This is a genomic window from Pararhizobium sp. A13, assembly GCF_040126305.1.
Lineage (GTDB): Bacteria > Pseudomonadota > Alphaproteobacteria > Rhizobiales > Rhizobiaceae > Pararhizobium.
The window spans coordinates 193,986-209,132 of the sequence record NZ_CP149512.1 but is presented as its reverse complement, the minus strand read 5'-3'; the positions used below and the strand labels follow the sequence as shown (position 1 = coordinate 209,132).

Genomic DNA, 15,147 nt, shown 5'->3' with positions numbered 1-15,147 from the left:
TATCGTCGGCTGCCTTTCACGATGTTTCAAGACCGGCGACCGGTTGGTCGGTTGGTCGCCGGATCGAGCCATGCATCGTGCTATACGATGTCGAGAACAACGGGCATGCGATCGCGGGCCTCGCTCACCGGGCCGGCGGCCGACCCGGTAGTGATCGTGCATTGGTGATGCGCAGTCACGCGAACAGGAAATCGCTTGCGCTCAAGTTCGCCACACCGACGACCGTGAGATCGTTATTGAGATCAAAATGAACGATGCTGCTGCCGCCGGTCACCTCGATGTTCAAGTCGGCGAAACCGTGGATGCCATTTGCGGCAAAGGCGGTCAGGTCGATTGTGTCCCGATCTACCTCGAAATCGAGCGTGTCGTGCCCGTTCTGAGGAGCGAACACGAACCTGTCGGCACCGTTTCCCCCAATCAGGTGGTCGTCCCCGATGCCGCCAGTCAGCGTATCCTTTCCATTTCCCCCATTGAGGACATTTCCCGAACCGCCGAATACGGTGAGCTGATCATTCCCCGAGTCGCCCTTCAGAAAGCTCGCTCCAACCGAGCCGGTCGCAACTGTCGCCGAAAGCGTGTCATTGCCGCAGCCGCCGTTCAGCCGGTTCTCCGCCCGGGAATCATCTGTCACAAAGGCCGCGGCTGTTACCGAGAGAAAGGCCTCGAGATGATCGCGGCCGGCTCCTCCGTTCAGGGCATTCGCAACGTCGTACAAATTAAGGTCGGGCAGACTCGGCCCGCCATGCGCGTCGGCCTCAAGGTTCGCCGACAGGATGTCGTTTCCGGCGCCTCCCTTCAACTGGTTTAGGGCCGACACAAGACCGCCAAGCGCAGTGGAATCCGCTGTGAGCCTGTCGTCGCCTTTGCCGCCATCCAGGCGGTTGGTGACATCCGTGATAGTGTTCTCGCCATCGGTGGAATGGGTTGCCGCCAGGACGTCATCACCCTCATTGCCCCAAAGCCTGTTGATTCCGACGGGTGCCCGCGAGTTGGAATCTGTCTGATTGAAAGCGTGCAGCACGTCATTGCCTCGGCCGCCCTGAAGGGAATTCGACACCAGCTCGGTGGCATTGGACACCCCTCTGGCCGAGGCATCCAAGACATCGTTACCGCACCCACCCTTGAGAATGTTGATGGCTGTACCGCTGAATCCATTGAAGTCTGTTTCAGCTTGAGCTGTGAGGTTGTCATCTCCGGAACCGCCATCGACGCAATTCACGGCAAAGTTGCGGTTCAGCGTACCTCGAGCGTCCGCGACGGCATCAATGATGTCGTTGCCGGCGCCACCGAGAATGTGAGTTTTTACGGTCACATCGCCAAATACCGGCAGCACCACATTCGCCACGGCGTTGATGACGTCGTTGCCGCTGCCGCCGTCAAGCAAAACCTCTGCGCGCAATTGTCTGTCCTGAACCGTCACGTCTCCGCCCTGAAGCGTCACTGTCGCATCCAGTGTATCGTTGCCCGCGCCGCCGCCCTGGATTGCCAGCCCATGAACCGGCTCGCTGCCTTGTAATGGGACGATGGCTTCGGTGGTCAGAGTATCATGGCCTCTGCCACCGATCAGTGCCGTTCGATTGAACGCGCTGCTCAGATCATCATCACCATCAAGCCCGAAGACGATGGCGCCGTCGGCCTGTACGCTGAGAGTGTCGCTGTTCTCAGTGCCAAAAATCGTTTCGCCAATTGGATCAATGAAGGAAAGCCACTCGATAATGCGCTGGTTGGTGCTCGTTGCCCATAGCGCAGCGTGACTTTTCGTTTCGCCGAAAATCGTCATCTCCTCCTCCTCTATTCCTCCTCGCAATGCTGCAAGAACTCAAAAGAGCCTAGAAGTCACCGCGGTGCACTCCGCTGCCTGCACCTGGCGAAACCACCGACGATGTTTACCGCGAACCCATTTTGTTCAAGGCTTCGTTGCTTGTCCACGCCTCCCAATTCATGCGGAACGTTTCGAACGCACTCAGCCGAAAGACTTACCCCTCGGTGCAAACCTACAGGAATGCTGTATGGGCTGTCGGACGTCAGCTCATTTGCCTCGTGACACCGAAATGAGACAGATTGCGCAAACGCTCCGGCGCTGCGACGTTTCCCAGCGATTGAGCTGCCAGCGCAACTCGGCCGCGACGTGCCACTTTGGCGCGCCGGGCAGAGCGGTTCAGGACTGTGAACGATCGAGATCGATCGACTTCGCGACCCTTGTGGGGCCGCAATCTACGGGAAACGGCCCTCCATAGGCGATGCCTGCCCCTCTCCTGCGGGCCGATTCCGGTGCGGGAACATCCTTTTAGGCCGGGCAATTAGGCTTCCGACGCGCCGGCTCATCGATCAGCCGGGCAGGGGACTTCTCGGACGGCATATCGCTCCTGCCGATCATGCGGTTTTGCCGGTCATCCACCACCGGAATACAATGTAAAGTAGTTTTTACCTTTCTGTTCCCTCAGGATTGACGTCCGCCGTTTTGTTACCTAGAGTAGAGACAAATTTAATCTTTACTTCCTGAGCGAGTACAGGGGCGAACCATGAATCATGTTCAAGGGTCGTGGCGCTTGTTGGCGTGGCGAAGGAAAACGAGCGAGGGGGGCGTCGTCTACCCGCTTGGTGAAAAAGCATCCGGTTTACTTGTCTACACGTCGAACGGCCGCATGATCGTGCAGATGACGGCCGCGGATCGTTCGCCCGTTGAAACCAGCGATCCGCTCGGTGGAAGCGCCGAAGAGCGCGCGGCTGCCTACTCTACCTTTCTCGCCTATTTCGGCAGCTACAAGGTTACTGACGGCGAGATCATACACAGCATCGAAGGCAGTTCATTTCCCAACTGGTCGCGCACCGAGCAGGTGCGCCCATACGAGCTCAATGGTGACGAGCTGGTGCTGCGTACGCCACCCACCGAAACCGGCGGCGTTACCGTCGTGAACGAAATTTCCTGGATCCGAGACAAGGGTCCGGCTGGCGCCTGACATTTCCAATTATCCGGCGCGGTTGCGCCTCATTCACGCATTTGGAGCGAAAGATGAACAAGACCGACACCACCCACGTTCGGGCGGCGCTTCCGCTTGCCCTGGGCCGGCAACATCCGAAGCCGGCCTACCAGCAAACCGACCTGCCGGCGCTCGCCAACTACCTGCTGCTGCTGATACTGCGCAACGTCACCAGCGACGGCTATGTCATCGAGGATCCGGTCGATCCTGGACAGTATTCCGCTCCGGGATGCGTCATCGCCGCCCCGTCCTTCCCCGCCAATACGCCGGGCGTGGACCAGGACTATGTCTTCAACTGGGTTCGCGACGCGGCGATCACTGCCATTGAGATCGCGGCCGCCCGCCTGCCCGCAGCGTCTGGCGGCGGCGTCCCGATGCTGACTGACTACGTCACCTTCGCACAGCTCTGTCAAACAAATGCCCATCCCACCCTCGGGCATGCATGCTTTACCGTCGCCGGGCAATCGCGCCCCTGGACCGAGCAGAATGATGGGCCGGCCATTCAGACCATCGCTCTCCTGCGGGCTTTTCCGCAGTTGGACGCGGCAACCCAGGCCATTGCCAAGCAGGTCATCGAAACAAACGTGACCTATCTCGTTGGCGTCTACCAGCAGCCCACCACCAATCTGTGGGAGGAACATGAAGGCCTTTCCTTCTTCGCGCGCTCGGTCCAGCTGCGCTGTTTCCGGGAAGTCGACGCCAACGTCTATGGCATTGTCGTGCCCCCTGAGACAACGGCGGCAATTGCCTGGCTCGAGAACGCCCTTCAGGACCACTGGAACGGTTCCTGTTACGTGACGATGCTGGCACCGGGCGCCGGGCCTGGCATCTCCGTCGTCCCCGCCGAGTTTGGCTACGATCCGAACATCGACATTGTGTCGGCCAGCATCTACGGCGCGGTACCTGCAACCGACACCAAGTTGCTCGCAACCGCAGCCCGCCTGCGCGGGCAGTGGGCCGAGCCAGGCTCGCCGGTGTTCTATCCGATCAATGCAGCAGACCAGACACGCGGGATCGGCCCCTTGATGGGCCGCTACCCTGGCGACGTCTATGACGGCGACGTTACCCATCCGGTGCGCGGCGGGCATCCCTGGGCATTGTGCACGTGCAACTTCGCGGAACTTTACTATCGGCTCGCCAACGATATCGATCAGGCGCGAACCGTTCCGTTCGATAGCCTGTCTCAAGACTTTTTCGCGCAGGTCGGCGTGACGAGCGCCACATCCGCTGGCGATGCGGCCGCGGCCTTGCGAAGCGCTGGCGACGCCATGCTGCGTGCGGTGATCTATCACAGCGATCATTACGAACTCAGCGAGCAGTTTGACGGTACGTCCGGCTACGAAAAGAGTGTGCGCAATCTGACATGGAGCTACGCGTCGTTTCTGTCAGCCGTGCGTGCCAGAACCAGTCAGAACCCGCTGCCTGGCAAAGAAGCCGGCAAGCCTGTGCGAAAGTCGGGGGCCAAGCAATGACCGAGCGCTTGGCACGCTTCGTTGCCCTGTCGGCTCTGCTGACCGGCTTCAACGCCGTGCGGCTGCACGGTAGCGGTATGGCCGAGGACTATCTGAGCCTGCTGGACCGGATCGTCACCATCCCTACCGTAGACGATCTGCTCGATACCCTTGAGCGATTGCCGGTCGACCACGAAGGCGACCGCCTGGAAGCCGCGATCCTTGAGGATGTGCGGTTTGGACCGATCGCTCGTAACCTGATCATTCTTTGGTATTGCGGCACCTGGTCTCAACTGCCTGCGGCGTGGCGGGCGGCGTATGGAGAGTCACCACTTGACACGACCCACGTGGTCTCGGGCGCGGCCTATCAGGCCGGCTTGCAATGGGTGGCGGCGGGCGCCCATCCGGCGGGCGCCAAACAGCAAGGTTTCGGCGCATGGGCCCTGGGGCCGGGGGGGAGGGGGCATGGCGAGCGAGACGTCCTTTGATGCGGTGATCGTCGGTGCCGGCGTTGCCGGTGCCCTGATTGCAAAACGCCTGACGAAAGCCAACATGCGCGTGCTGCTGCTTGAGGCTGGATCCGACACGACGCGTAGCTTCAAGGGTTACACGGAGCATCTGGAGCATTTCTACGCCGCCAACAGCAAAGGGCCGGAATCTCCATGGCCGCCGGCGGTCGCCGCCCCGCAGCCTGACACCGCCGACTTGCGGTTGAACAACGGCTATTTCGTTCAGCGCGGCCCCAATCTCTATGGCAGCAGCTATACGCGGCTGCGGGGCGGGTCAACCCTGCACTGGCTTGGCGTGTCGCTGCGCATGCTGCCGGAGGATTTCCGTATGAGATCGCTACATGGCGTCGGCCGGGACTGGCCGCTCGATTATGCAACGCTCGCCCCCTACTACGAGCAGGCGGAGCACGAGATCGGCGTTTCCGCGGACGTCACCGAACAACACTATCTCGGGCTGACCTTCTCTGAGGGGTATGATTACCCAATGCGGCGTGTGCCACTCAGCTTCTCGGATCGGGTGCTCGCCGCAGCCGTCGACGGCATGGAGGTCCGGCTCAAGGACGAGCCTTTCCGGCTCAAGATCCGCAGCTATCCGGCCGCCCGAAATTCGGTCCCGCGCAAGTCCTATCGACCCCACGGTGCCGTCGATATCCAGACCGCCGGCGCGTTGGGTTCCGGCTATCTCGGAGAGCGCTGCGAGGGCAATACGTCCTGCACGCCGATCTGTCCGGTGCAGGCAAAGTACAATGCTGGCAAGACCTTGGCCCAGGCGGACCCGAACCGGCTGACCGTTCTTGCTCAAGCTGTCGCCTCGAAAATCCATGTTGATCCGGCAAGCGGTGAGGTGAAGGGGGTTGAATATCAACGCTACGACGATCCGAACTCGCCCAATTCCACGACGCATGTCGCAAAGGCCCGCATTTATGTTCTGGCGGCGCACGCCGTGGAAAACGCCAAGCTCATGCTGGCCTCGGGGCTCGGTGGGCCGCGCGGCCAGGTCGGCAAGACCCTCATGGACCATCCGACGCTCTACGCCTGGGGGCTGGCGCCCTTTCCAATCGGCGCCTATCGGGGTCCTCAGTCGACGGCCGGCATCGAGGAACTGAGGGGCGGTGCTTTTCGCTCAAGACATGCGGCATTCCGCTTTGACGTCGGCAATGACGGCTGGCGGGCGAGCACGGGCGCGCCTGACACGGCCGTGTCTCAAGCCGTGATGACGGGCGGCCTCCATGGCTCGGCACTGCGCGAGCAGCTCGAGGCGACCTTGTCACGCCATGTCCGCTTTTCTCTGGCGGTCGAACAGCTTCCGGATCCTGCCAACAGTGTCAGCATCGACCCGCGCTATCGCGATCCCCTGGGCAACCCGCGCCCCGTGATCGATTACAGGATCGATGACTACACACTTGCCGGAATGGCGGCGGCGGCAACCGTCGCTCAAGCCGTCTTTCACCGGGCCGGCATAACGGATTGCACCGACCCGGACAAAGGGAGCTGGTTTCCAACGGTCAACTATCAGGACCGTGTCTTCCATTACCACGGAATGGGGCATTTCGCCGGCACGCATGCCATGGGTGTGGATCCGGGAGTATCTGTCGTCGATGCGGACCAGCGCGCGTGGGAGCACAGGAATCTGTTCATGGTCGGCTCCGGCAGCTTTCCCACTCTGGGCACATCCAATCCGACGCTGACCCTGTCGGCGTTGGCATTGCGGACGGCGGATCGGTTGATCGCGACCTTCGCACACTGACAGCATACGGCCCGATCGTGGCGGAACGCCGCCCGACGCGCCGCTCGCCTTCGATTGATGTCATTGCAGACAGGGCGGTCGTTCGACCGCGCCATAAAGTGGGAGCAAGCAGTATGCATCCATCGTGCCGATTGCCAACCAGCCAAAAAAGAGACCGAGGGACCGGCCCTCATTTTTCACCCGGTGTGATGGAGGTGCGCTGTGCTGTTTCCAATTGATTCCGCACGAAGGACGGACATAGGGGCCGTTGCGGCAGATAGCGACTATGATGCGATCGTTGTCGGCTCGGGCATATCGGGTGCGATCGTCGCCCATGAGCTCAGCAAGGCGGGCAAGCGCGTCCTCGTTCTTGAAGCGGGTTCCGGAACCGACCGGACGCTTAGCGGCTACGATGAATACGTCACCAACTTCTATGCTGCGGCGAGCAAGGACAACCAATCGCCCTATCCGGTCAATCTCAATGCGCCGATGCCCCGCAGTCCGGAACTGCGCAAGCTTCAGCCGGGCGAGACCGATGCCTCGACCTATATGGTGCAATCGGGCCCCTACGTGACAGACACAACCTATACGCGTGTATTCGGCGGCACTACGATGCACTGGGAAGCCAAGACCCCCCGAATGCTGCAGGAAGATTTCAAGGCGCAATCGCTGTTCGGTCAGGGCGTCGACTGGCCCCTGGACTACGATGACATCGAGGCTGACTACCAGGTCGCGGAGCGCGAGATCGGCGTATCGGCCGATGTCGCGGATCAAAGCTATCTCGATGTGACCTTTCCCAAGGATTACGTGTTTCCCATGCGGGGCCTGCCGTTGTCCTACCTGGACCAGATGGTGGCCAAAGGCATCGACGGAACCGATGTCGAGCTCTACGGGCACACCTATCCAATCAAGGTCCGGCCCTATCCGCAGGGACGCAACGGCATCCCCAATCCCGCCTATGACGGGGGCAGGGGCTATGTGCCGGTCGGCGCCGTGAACACCCATGAGGTCGAGGAGGGCGGACGCTGCCAGGGCAACACCAACTGCGTTCCGATCTGTCCGGTGCAGGCGCGCTACCATTCCGGCAAAACCCTCGCAAAGGCGTTCCAGAGCGGCAGGGTGGAGCTTCTCGCCCAGGCGGTTGCCTCGCGGGTCGTGATTGATTCCGGCAGCGGTCGCGTCACCTCGCTCGAGGTCAAGGTCTACCGGGACGCGGCCTCGGCCGACTACGAAACGATCACCGTCAGGGGCAAGATCTTCGTGTTGGCGGCGGGTGCCATCGAGACGCCTCGGCTGATGCTGGCCTCGGGCCTGCGAAGCACCAGCGGGCTGGTTGGCCGCAACCTGATGGACCATGCCTACCTGCTGAGTTGGGCGTTAATGCCGGAGGTCTGCGGCACCATGCGCGGCACAAGCTGTACCGGCGGCATCGTGGATTTGCGCGGCGGGGCCTTCAGGCGGCATCAGGCGGCATTCAGCGTCGACATCCACAATGACGGCTGGGGCTGGGCGGTCGGCTCGCCCTATTCCGACGTCACCGAACTGGTCGACCAGCACAACCAGTTCGGAGGCGACCTGCGGCGGGGCCTGATCGACCGAATTTCGCGCCAGTTGCTGCTCGCCTTCATGATCGAGGTGATGCCGGTCGAGAGCAACCGCGTGACGGTCGATCCGCAATACACCGACCGGCTCGGCAACATGCGGCCGGTGGTCTCGTTCACGGTGCCTGAATACACGCTGCGCGGCGCAGCCTATGCCCGCGAGTTTGCACAGACCATGTTTGCGCGGCTGGGTGCGGTCGATCACACCCGCTACGACACGAGCGACTACGGCTATGTCAACTATGAAGGCGAGGGCTACGCCATCCGCGGCGGCAACCACCTGGCCGGCACACATGTCATGGGGCGGGACAAGTCTCGTTCCGCTGTCGACACCGACCAGCGCTCCTGGGACCACGACAATCTTTATCTGGTCGGCGGCGGCAGCATGCCCTCGATCGGCACGGCCAATGTCACCCTGACGCTCGCTGCGCTCTGCTACCGGAGCACGCGCGCCATGCTGAAGCAGTTGCAATGATGGGGCGCTTGTCGCTTCGCGCACACAACGATCGGAGAAACCCATGACGTCCAACACGATCAAGACGATTGATGACCTGAAAGCACATCTCCACATTGCGATGCAGTTGGAACACGCAACGATCCCGCCGTATCTGACTGCGCTTTATTCGATCAAGCCCGGCACCAATCTGGACGCTGTCCAGGTCATCCGGGTGGTCGCTGTGGAGGAAATGCTGCATCTGACTGTGGCGGCAAACCTGCTGAACGCCATCCGCGGGACACCGGACCTCACCGTTGCCGGCTTCGTGCCGTCCTACCCAGCCTATCTTCCGGACGGCGAGACGGATTTCGAGGTGCATCTGGCGTCGTTCAGCAAGGAAACGCTCGAGATCTTCAAGAAGATAGAGCGTCCTCGCCTCGCCCCCGGGCCGCAGAAACTGGTCAGGCGCTCCTACCGGGCCGGTGTGACGGTGCTTGGAACATATCCGGGCGCCAGCGACATTCACTATTACAGCATCGGGGACTTCTACGCCGCCATAGAGGAAGGGTTCGATTTTCTTGAAAAAGAAGCCAATGACGCGGGCAAGACGATCTTCACCGGCGATCCGGCGCGTCAGGTTACCTCGGAATATTATTACTCCGGCGGCGGCGAACTCTTTCCGGTCCTGGATATTGAGAGCGCGCGCGCGGCAATCCGGCTGGTGATGGAGCAGGGCGAAGGCTTAGGCGGCGGTATCTACGACCATGAGAGAGAGCTCGCGCACTATTACCGCTTCGACGAACTTTCCAAAGGGCGCTACTACCAGCCCGACGACAGTCCCGGCAATCCGACCGGCCCGACCTTTACCGTCGATTGGCAGGCGGCCTACCCGATCAAATGCGATCTGAAGCTGGTGGAGATTCCAGCCGGCTCAGAACTCCATGACGCGGCATTGTCGTTCAACCGGGCCTATGCGGCGTTCCTGAAGAAGCTCACGCAGGCCTACAACGGCCAGCCGCAGCTGCTTATGGAAGCAGTGCCGAGGATGTTCGAGTTCAGAAACATGATCGGGGAACTGATCCGCAATCCTTTGCCCGGCACCAATGGCCTTCATGCCATGGCGACGTTTGAGATCGCTGGCGACGCAGCGACAGCGCCGTCTGCCGTGAAAGAGGAGGCAAGGGTATGAGGCCGGAAGACCGCATGGACCACTTCATCGCCTTCTCCACCGAGGTTACCGCGTTCACGACCTTCGACCTGTGGGGCACGGGGCAGGCCGAGGCCTATCTTGCGACGGTCGGTGCCGTCGTCGGCACTGCGTTCCTGGACGAGCTCCTTGGCGCCTATGAAAAAATACTGCGGGAGACGGAAGGTGAACCGCCATCCGAGCGCAAGGCACGTCTCCGTCGGGAGATCTTCGGAAGCGAGAAACTAGGCCCGATCGCGCGCAACATCGTCAAGCTCTGGTACGTCGGCACCTGGTACGAGCTGCCGACGGCCTGGACCGAAGCCTTCGGTCCAGCGCCGAAGGACGTCACTTTCGTCGTGTCTTCCGCGTCTTACGTCGAAGGCCTGATGTGGAAGGCAATCGGTGCCCACCCTGCGGGTGCAAGAGCCCCGGGCTACGGCTCGTGGGCATCGCCGCCGCGGATTCCGGCGTTTGCGGGCGATCCCGCGAACGCGCAAGCCATTGAAGCCCAGTCTTAACCCCAGACATAGGAGCAGCAAGATGAGCACTCAGACCTCTCGGCTTTCCCCGGAAAAGGTGTGGCTTGGAATCACGCCGACGCTCTGGTGGAACGATGATTTCATCAACATCGACATCGGCATTCCGTTCGAACAGTGCATCAGCGAGATGGCGCTCGCCGGCTATGTCGGTTGCAGCGTTGGCCACAAATATCCGACCGATCCGAAAACCCTGAAGGCGGCACTCGATCTGCGTGGATTGCGCATTTCGGAGCCATGGGTCAGCACTTATTTCACGATCCGGGCGATGAAGGAGCAGACGATCCGGAAAGTACGCCAGCAACTCGCCTTTCTGAAGGAGATGGAAGGCAGCGGCGACGATCCCAGGAAGGCCGACCTCGTGGTGGCCGAGTTTGGTGATGCCGTAAACCCGCTGCCGATCGCGCTCTTTCCAAACTGCCCGAAGCTGACCGACGCGCAGTGGGACCAGTTGGTGGACGGCCTGCACGAGATCGGCAGGATCGCCAGGGCCGAGGGACGGCGTCTCTGCTATCATCCGCATCTTGGAACCGGCGTGATGACCGCCGAGGCCATCGATCGACTGATGGAGAGGACCGATGCCGATCTGGTCCATCTGCTGTTGGATACGGGCCATCTTGCCGCCGCTGGCGCGGATCCGCTGACCGTCGCCAAAAAATATGCTTCCCGGGTCAAGCACATCCACCTGAAGGACATCCGCGCCGATGTGGTCGCCCGGATTCATGCCGATGGTCTTTCCTTCGAAGCGGCCATCGAAGCCGGCATCTTCACGGTTCCCGGTGACGGCTCGATCAGGACCTTCCCGCAAATCCTTGCAGCGCTCGCCGAAGCCGGTTTCGCGGGCTGGCTGGTGATCGAGGCCGAACAGGATCCGGCCAAGGCCAACCCGCTCCAATATGCCAAGATGGCCCGCGCCTACTTGCGCGAGACGTTGGGGTGGTAGCGATGGACCCGCGCGCGAAAAGAGACATCTATCTCAGCCTGTTCATGTTCACCGCAGACCTCAGGCCGAAGGATGAAGCCTACACCCGGGTCCTGGTCGACCACATCAGAGCCTTGAGCGAAATGGGCTATGACGGCTTCGACCTGCCGATCGCCGCCCAACAGACCGCGGACCACAAGGCAGAAATCGACAGCTATGTCCGCTTCAAAAGGGCTCTGGATGCTGCCGGTTTCGAGGCCCTGGGGTTCACCACCAATGTCGGCACCACACGGACTTTCGACCCCACCTCGCTTTACAGGGAGCAACGGGAAGGCGCCTTGGCCTATCTGAAGTCCCGCGTCGACATCACCTCCATCCTGGGTGGCAAAACGATCATGGCAGGGCCGATCCTCTTTCCCTATGGGGTCTTTCCATCCCTGGATTCGGGCACGCCGCTGTGGAGCGATGCGCTGCAGGACTGGCTCCGACCCCGCTACGAACTCGCACGCCCCATCATTGAGGAGCTGGCCGACTATGCGGAGAAGAAGGCCGTCAAGCTGGCGATCGAGCCGGTGGATCATTGGGAAACACCGGCACCGAACATGGTGTCGGATGTGCTCGGCTTCTTGCAGGGCATTCGAAGTCCCCAGGCCGGCCTTACCATCGACAGCGCCCATGTGGTGCTTGGAAGCAATGGTCCTGAGATCTTCGCGGACAGTCTGCGCGCCACGGTCGGTCAGGATCGTCTACACTACATTCACATCTCCGCGCCCGATCGTGGCGCGGTAAAAGGCAGCTGGATCCCTTGGAAAACCTTCCTTGGGCCGATCCTGCCGGTCTATGACGGCCCGTTCCTGATCGAGGTGTTCAATGCAGTGCCACCCTTTCTCAACGGCCTGCGCCTGACCCGCAGCAAGTTCTGGATTCCCGGGGAGGATCGGCCCGTGCCCGACCAACGCAGCGCCTACGACGTTGCTCGCGACGGTTTGGAAACCCTGCGGCAGGAATTCGCCCAGCTTGAGCGGCATCCAGTACACCCCTAAGGCACGTCGCGCAAAGTGCGCCGCGGTTTTGGGACGACGACACGCATGAAAACAAGGAGATGAGCGCATCGTTGAACCCGTTTTGACGGCATGCGCTTCCGGCAACCCTGCCGGCGATCGCCACAGAAAGGATTGGAGACGATGAACGATATGCAATCTTTCCCGCTCACCACCAAGGCCCCAAACACCCTGCGGCGTGCCGTGCCGTCGCAAGTGGCCACCGCCGACCGTCTTGGCGCCCTGAGGGATCTCCCGGGTTTCTGGGAGGGTTCCGGCTTCAGCCTGATCGCTCGCCCCGACTATTCCGGCCGCAGCAAGAACGGCGTTTTTCTGCAGCTCAACCTGTTGCATGAAACCATCGAGTTCACCACCATCGGATCGCCGGTCTTCAATCGCGGTAGTGTGCAGGAGGACATCGCCATTTATGGCGTCACCTATCTGCATCGCGTCACCGACGGCATCTACGGCGGCGCCCTGCACATCGAACCCGGCATGTGGCTGAACATTCCGGCAACCACCGCCCCCAAGGCTAACGCAAGTATCGCGCGGCTCGGCACGATTCCGCATGGCAACGCCTTCTGTACCGTTGGCTTCGTGCAGCATGCCGTGTTCGACAAGGTGCCGGATATTCCTCCAGCCAACACCGTCCCGTTCGACATAGACGGCCAGCCGCCGGCGCCGGGCAGCAAGAACCCTTATCCGGAATACGACCTCAGCATTGCGAGTGAATTCCGCACGAGCCCTGTTCCCGCGGTGATTACCCAGGCGATGATCGACGATCCGAACCAGATGCTACGGGATACCTTGAACCAGCAGGTCATGGAAGAGGGTCTGACCCTCAAGCGGATTACGCGACTGATAACGTCCACGGCCGGCGGCATCGCGAATATCCCGTTCATTACCACCAATGCAAACACGCTCGACCTCGATTCGGTCTTTGCCATCGAAACGGTCGTGGATGCCCTGGGCAACGAGTTCCTGCAGCTGCAATACTCGCAAACCGGCCTCTTGAATTTCGGGGGCAAGAGCTTCCCGCATGTGACGGTCGGAACGTTGATCAAGGCGTTTTAGGCCGACCTTCCACGGCATTGCGGCCGATATCTCCAGAAGCCGCAGTGCCGGGCCGGCACTCGGCAAGTGCGACGTGGGATTCCGCTGCATTTCGCGCAGTGCAAATAGGGAAGGTGTTTGAGGCGCAGATCCTTGGAACCATGATGCCGTTGGACGGTCGGCAATGTCATGTCAGCTGAGATCATTGTCCAGAATGTAATGTTATAACATCCAAATTGGATAAGCTGAATTATGGAACTATGGCTGATTCAGCTGCGAAATGGAACTTCTGCAAAGGTTATTGTGCACGAGCCACAGTCACTGTCAGTCGAGGTCGGCGCTTGCTGAAGCAAAGATACGGGCGTTCGGTTGCATGATGACATTTTAGCCTGACTCGATGCATTCGCGAGCGCGGTGTACCCCTATCCGCTCAGCCGGCAGGAAGCGATCCGCCAGATTCTCAGAGAACGACCGGTCAAATGGTACATAGCTCAGCCGCGCGTCAGACTTCGGAGGGCAGTTGAGAGGCGCCTTTCAGCGGCCTGAGCATTTTGCTCCGAAAGCTTCAGATTGGCGGCCGCTCCCCGCGGTCCCCATTCCTTTCTAGAAGCGGGTCCGGAGGTTTGCCGTAACCGATACCTGCCACTTAATGTCTTCATTTGCCATCGCCTTCAGCGGACATCGGATCGCCTCCGAGCCAGGATTTGGTCATTGACCGAATTGGAATCCCCCCCTCGTTCTTCCGCTACAGCCAAAACGCTCTATTCCATCAGCGAGGACAGCGCTCTTTCCGATGTAGTTCTGCCAGTGCGCGATGGTGTCGCAATAGTAGGTGGGATCATAGTCGATAATAGCTGTCGCGTTGTTGTAGCCGATGATGACGTAGGTCTGCCTGAAGGCGAAACCTGGCTAGAACGCGGCAGGCTCGGAGCGCTGATCCCACAATCCCTGGCCGATGCGAAAGCCCAGTTGGAGGGGAGTTCCGTTCCTGGCGAAAGGGAGTGGGTGTCCATTGTTTTCAGGCGATCAGTCGCGGCCGCCAGATGATGAGGGAGGCTGAAGTCACAACCTTCGGCTACCGTCCTGCCACTTTCCGGCGCGGCAGCCGCCCCCCTGCTGATCCTTTCGGCCGTTAACTGTTCCTCCTTTGGGGATGTTGACGCTTACTCTTCATCGGCGTTAAGAATACTCTAATATAAGCATCGCCTAAACCGGCAATCAGGGGATGGGCGACGCATAGGGGTTAAAGGGCACGCAGCGCGGCCAGAAAAAGCCGTCAGACCAGTGTGTTGATTGTACCGCAAGTCTTAGATGGAGAGGTGGTAGTCTTCCAATACGGCACTCAAATGGATGGGGATCTGTTTTTATGCTGGCGTAAGAGTAAAAAGGGGGGGATTAAATGGCTTCTTGCCAAAGCAAATATGTTAACGGAACTACGACATCGTTTCCTAATACAGCCTGCAGTTTTGCCGAAGATACGGCTATCCTCATTTCCGCCCCCCTGACCGTTACTTCTCTCGATGTGTTGAGCAACGATTTGGCCGGAATCGCACTTTGCTCCATCGACAATGAGTTTTCCCCCTCGACCGATACGAAGCCCGCGTCTGCCCATTGCGAAGATTCAGCCGACATCAAGTATCCGGCGGACCCGCGAGCGTGCGCGTTTGGTGTCGGTACAAATGTCATTGGTCTGAATGCGAACT

General features: G+C 60.4%; 12 protein-coding genes. 10 read left to right on the top strand and 2 right to left on the bottom strand.

The features are described 5' to 3' along the window. Positions 1–175 precede the first annotated feature (175 nt). On the bottom strand, positions 176–1,780 hold the full coding sequence (locus WI754_RS29585; protein WP_341486584.1) for a calcium-binding protein: 1,605 nt from the start codon (positions 1,778–1,780) through the stop codon (positions 176–178). Positions 1,781–2,522: 742 nt separating this feature from the next. Here WI754_RS29585 and WI754_RS29580 point away from each other — a divergent pair. The 10 genes from WI754_RS29580 to WI754_RS29535 all read left to right on the top strand — a co-directional run bounded on the left by WI754_RS29580 (position 2,523) and on the right by WI754_RS29535 (position 13,465). Continuing rightward, on the top strand, positions 2,523–2,960 hold the full coding sequence (locus WI754_RS29580; protein ID WP_341486583.1) for a lipocalin-like domain-containing protein: 438 nt from the start codon (positions 2,523–2,525) through the stop codon (positions 2,958–2,960). 53 nt (positions 2,961–3,013) lie between these two features. Further along, positions 3,014–4,453 carry a glycoside hydrolase family 15 protein gene (locus tag WI754_RS29575; protein ID WP_341486582.1) on the top strand — a complete coding sequence of 480 codons (1,440 nt, stop codon included), beginning with the start codon at positions 3,014–3,016 and terminating at the stop codon, positions 4,451–4,453. Continuing rightward, positions 4,450–4,920, top strand: coding sequence for a hypothetical protein (locus tag WI754_RS29570; protein ID WP_341486581.1), 471 nt, complete (start codon positions 4,450–4,452; stop codon positions 4,918–4,920). Before WI754_RS29575 ends, WI754_RS29570 begins: the two co-directional genes overlap by 4 nt. Further along, on the top strand, positions 4,898–6,688 hold the full coding sequence (locus tag WI754_RS29565; protein ID WP_341486580.1) for a GMC family oxidoreductase: 1,791 nt from the start codon (positions 4,898–4,900) through the stop codon (positions 6,686–6,688). Before WI754_RS29570 ends, WI754_RS29565 begins: the two co-directional genes overlap by 23 nt. Before the next feature lie 201 nt (positions 6,689–6,889). Continuing rightward, entirely contained in the window at positions 6,890–8,743 is a 1,854-nt protein-coding gene (locus tag WI754_RS29560) for a GMC family oxidoreductase (protein ID WP_341486579.1), read from the top strand. 43 nt (positions 8,744–8,786) lie between these two features. After that, a complete protein-coding gene (locus tag WI754_RS29555; RefSeq protein WP_341486578.1) occupies positions 8,787–9,893 on the top strand; it encodes a ferritin-like protein in 1,107 nt (368 codons plus the stop codon). Then, a complete protein-coding gene (locus WI754_RS29550; protein ID WP_349438087.1) occupies positions 9,890–10,411 on the top strand; it encodes a hypothetical protein in 522 nt (173 codons plus the stop codon). Before WI754_RS29555 ends, WI754_RS29550 begins: the two co-directional genes overlap by 4 nt. A 22-nt stretch (positions 10,412–10,433) precedes the next feature. Next, positions 10,434–11,372: a myo-inosose-2 dehydratase gene (gene iolE / locus WI754_RS29545; RefSeq protein WP_341486576.1), complete on the top strand. Its 939-nt coding sequence runs from the start codon at positions 10,434–10,436 to the stop codon at positions 11,370–11,372. A 2-nt stretch (positions 11,373–11,374) separates the two neighbouring features. Next, positions 11,375–12,394: a sugar phosphate isomerase/epimerase family protein gene (locus tag WI754_RS29540; RefSeq protein WP_341486575.1), complete on the top strand. Its 1,020-nt coding sequence runs from the start codon at positions 11,375–11,377 to the stop codon at positions 12,392–12,394. Between the two features lie 141 nt (positions 12,395–12,535). Beyond that, complete coding sequence (locus tag WI754_RS29535) at positions 12,536–13,465, top strand: heme-binding protein (protein ID WP_341486574.1); 930 nt, start codon at positions 12,536–12,538, stop codon at positions 13,463–13,465. Between the two features lie 1,374 nt (positions 13,466–14,839). Here WI754_RS29535 and WI754_RS29530 read toward each other — a convergent pair. After that, entirely contained in the window at positions 14,840–15,076 is a 237-nt protein-coding gene (locus tag WI754_RS29530; protein ID WP_349438086.1) for a hypothetical protein, read from the bottom strand. Positions 15,077–15,147 lie beyond the last annotated feature (71 nt).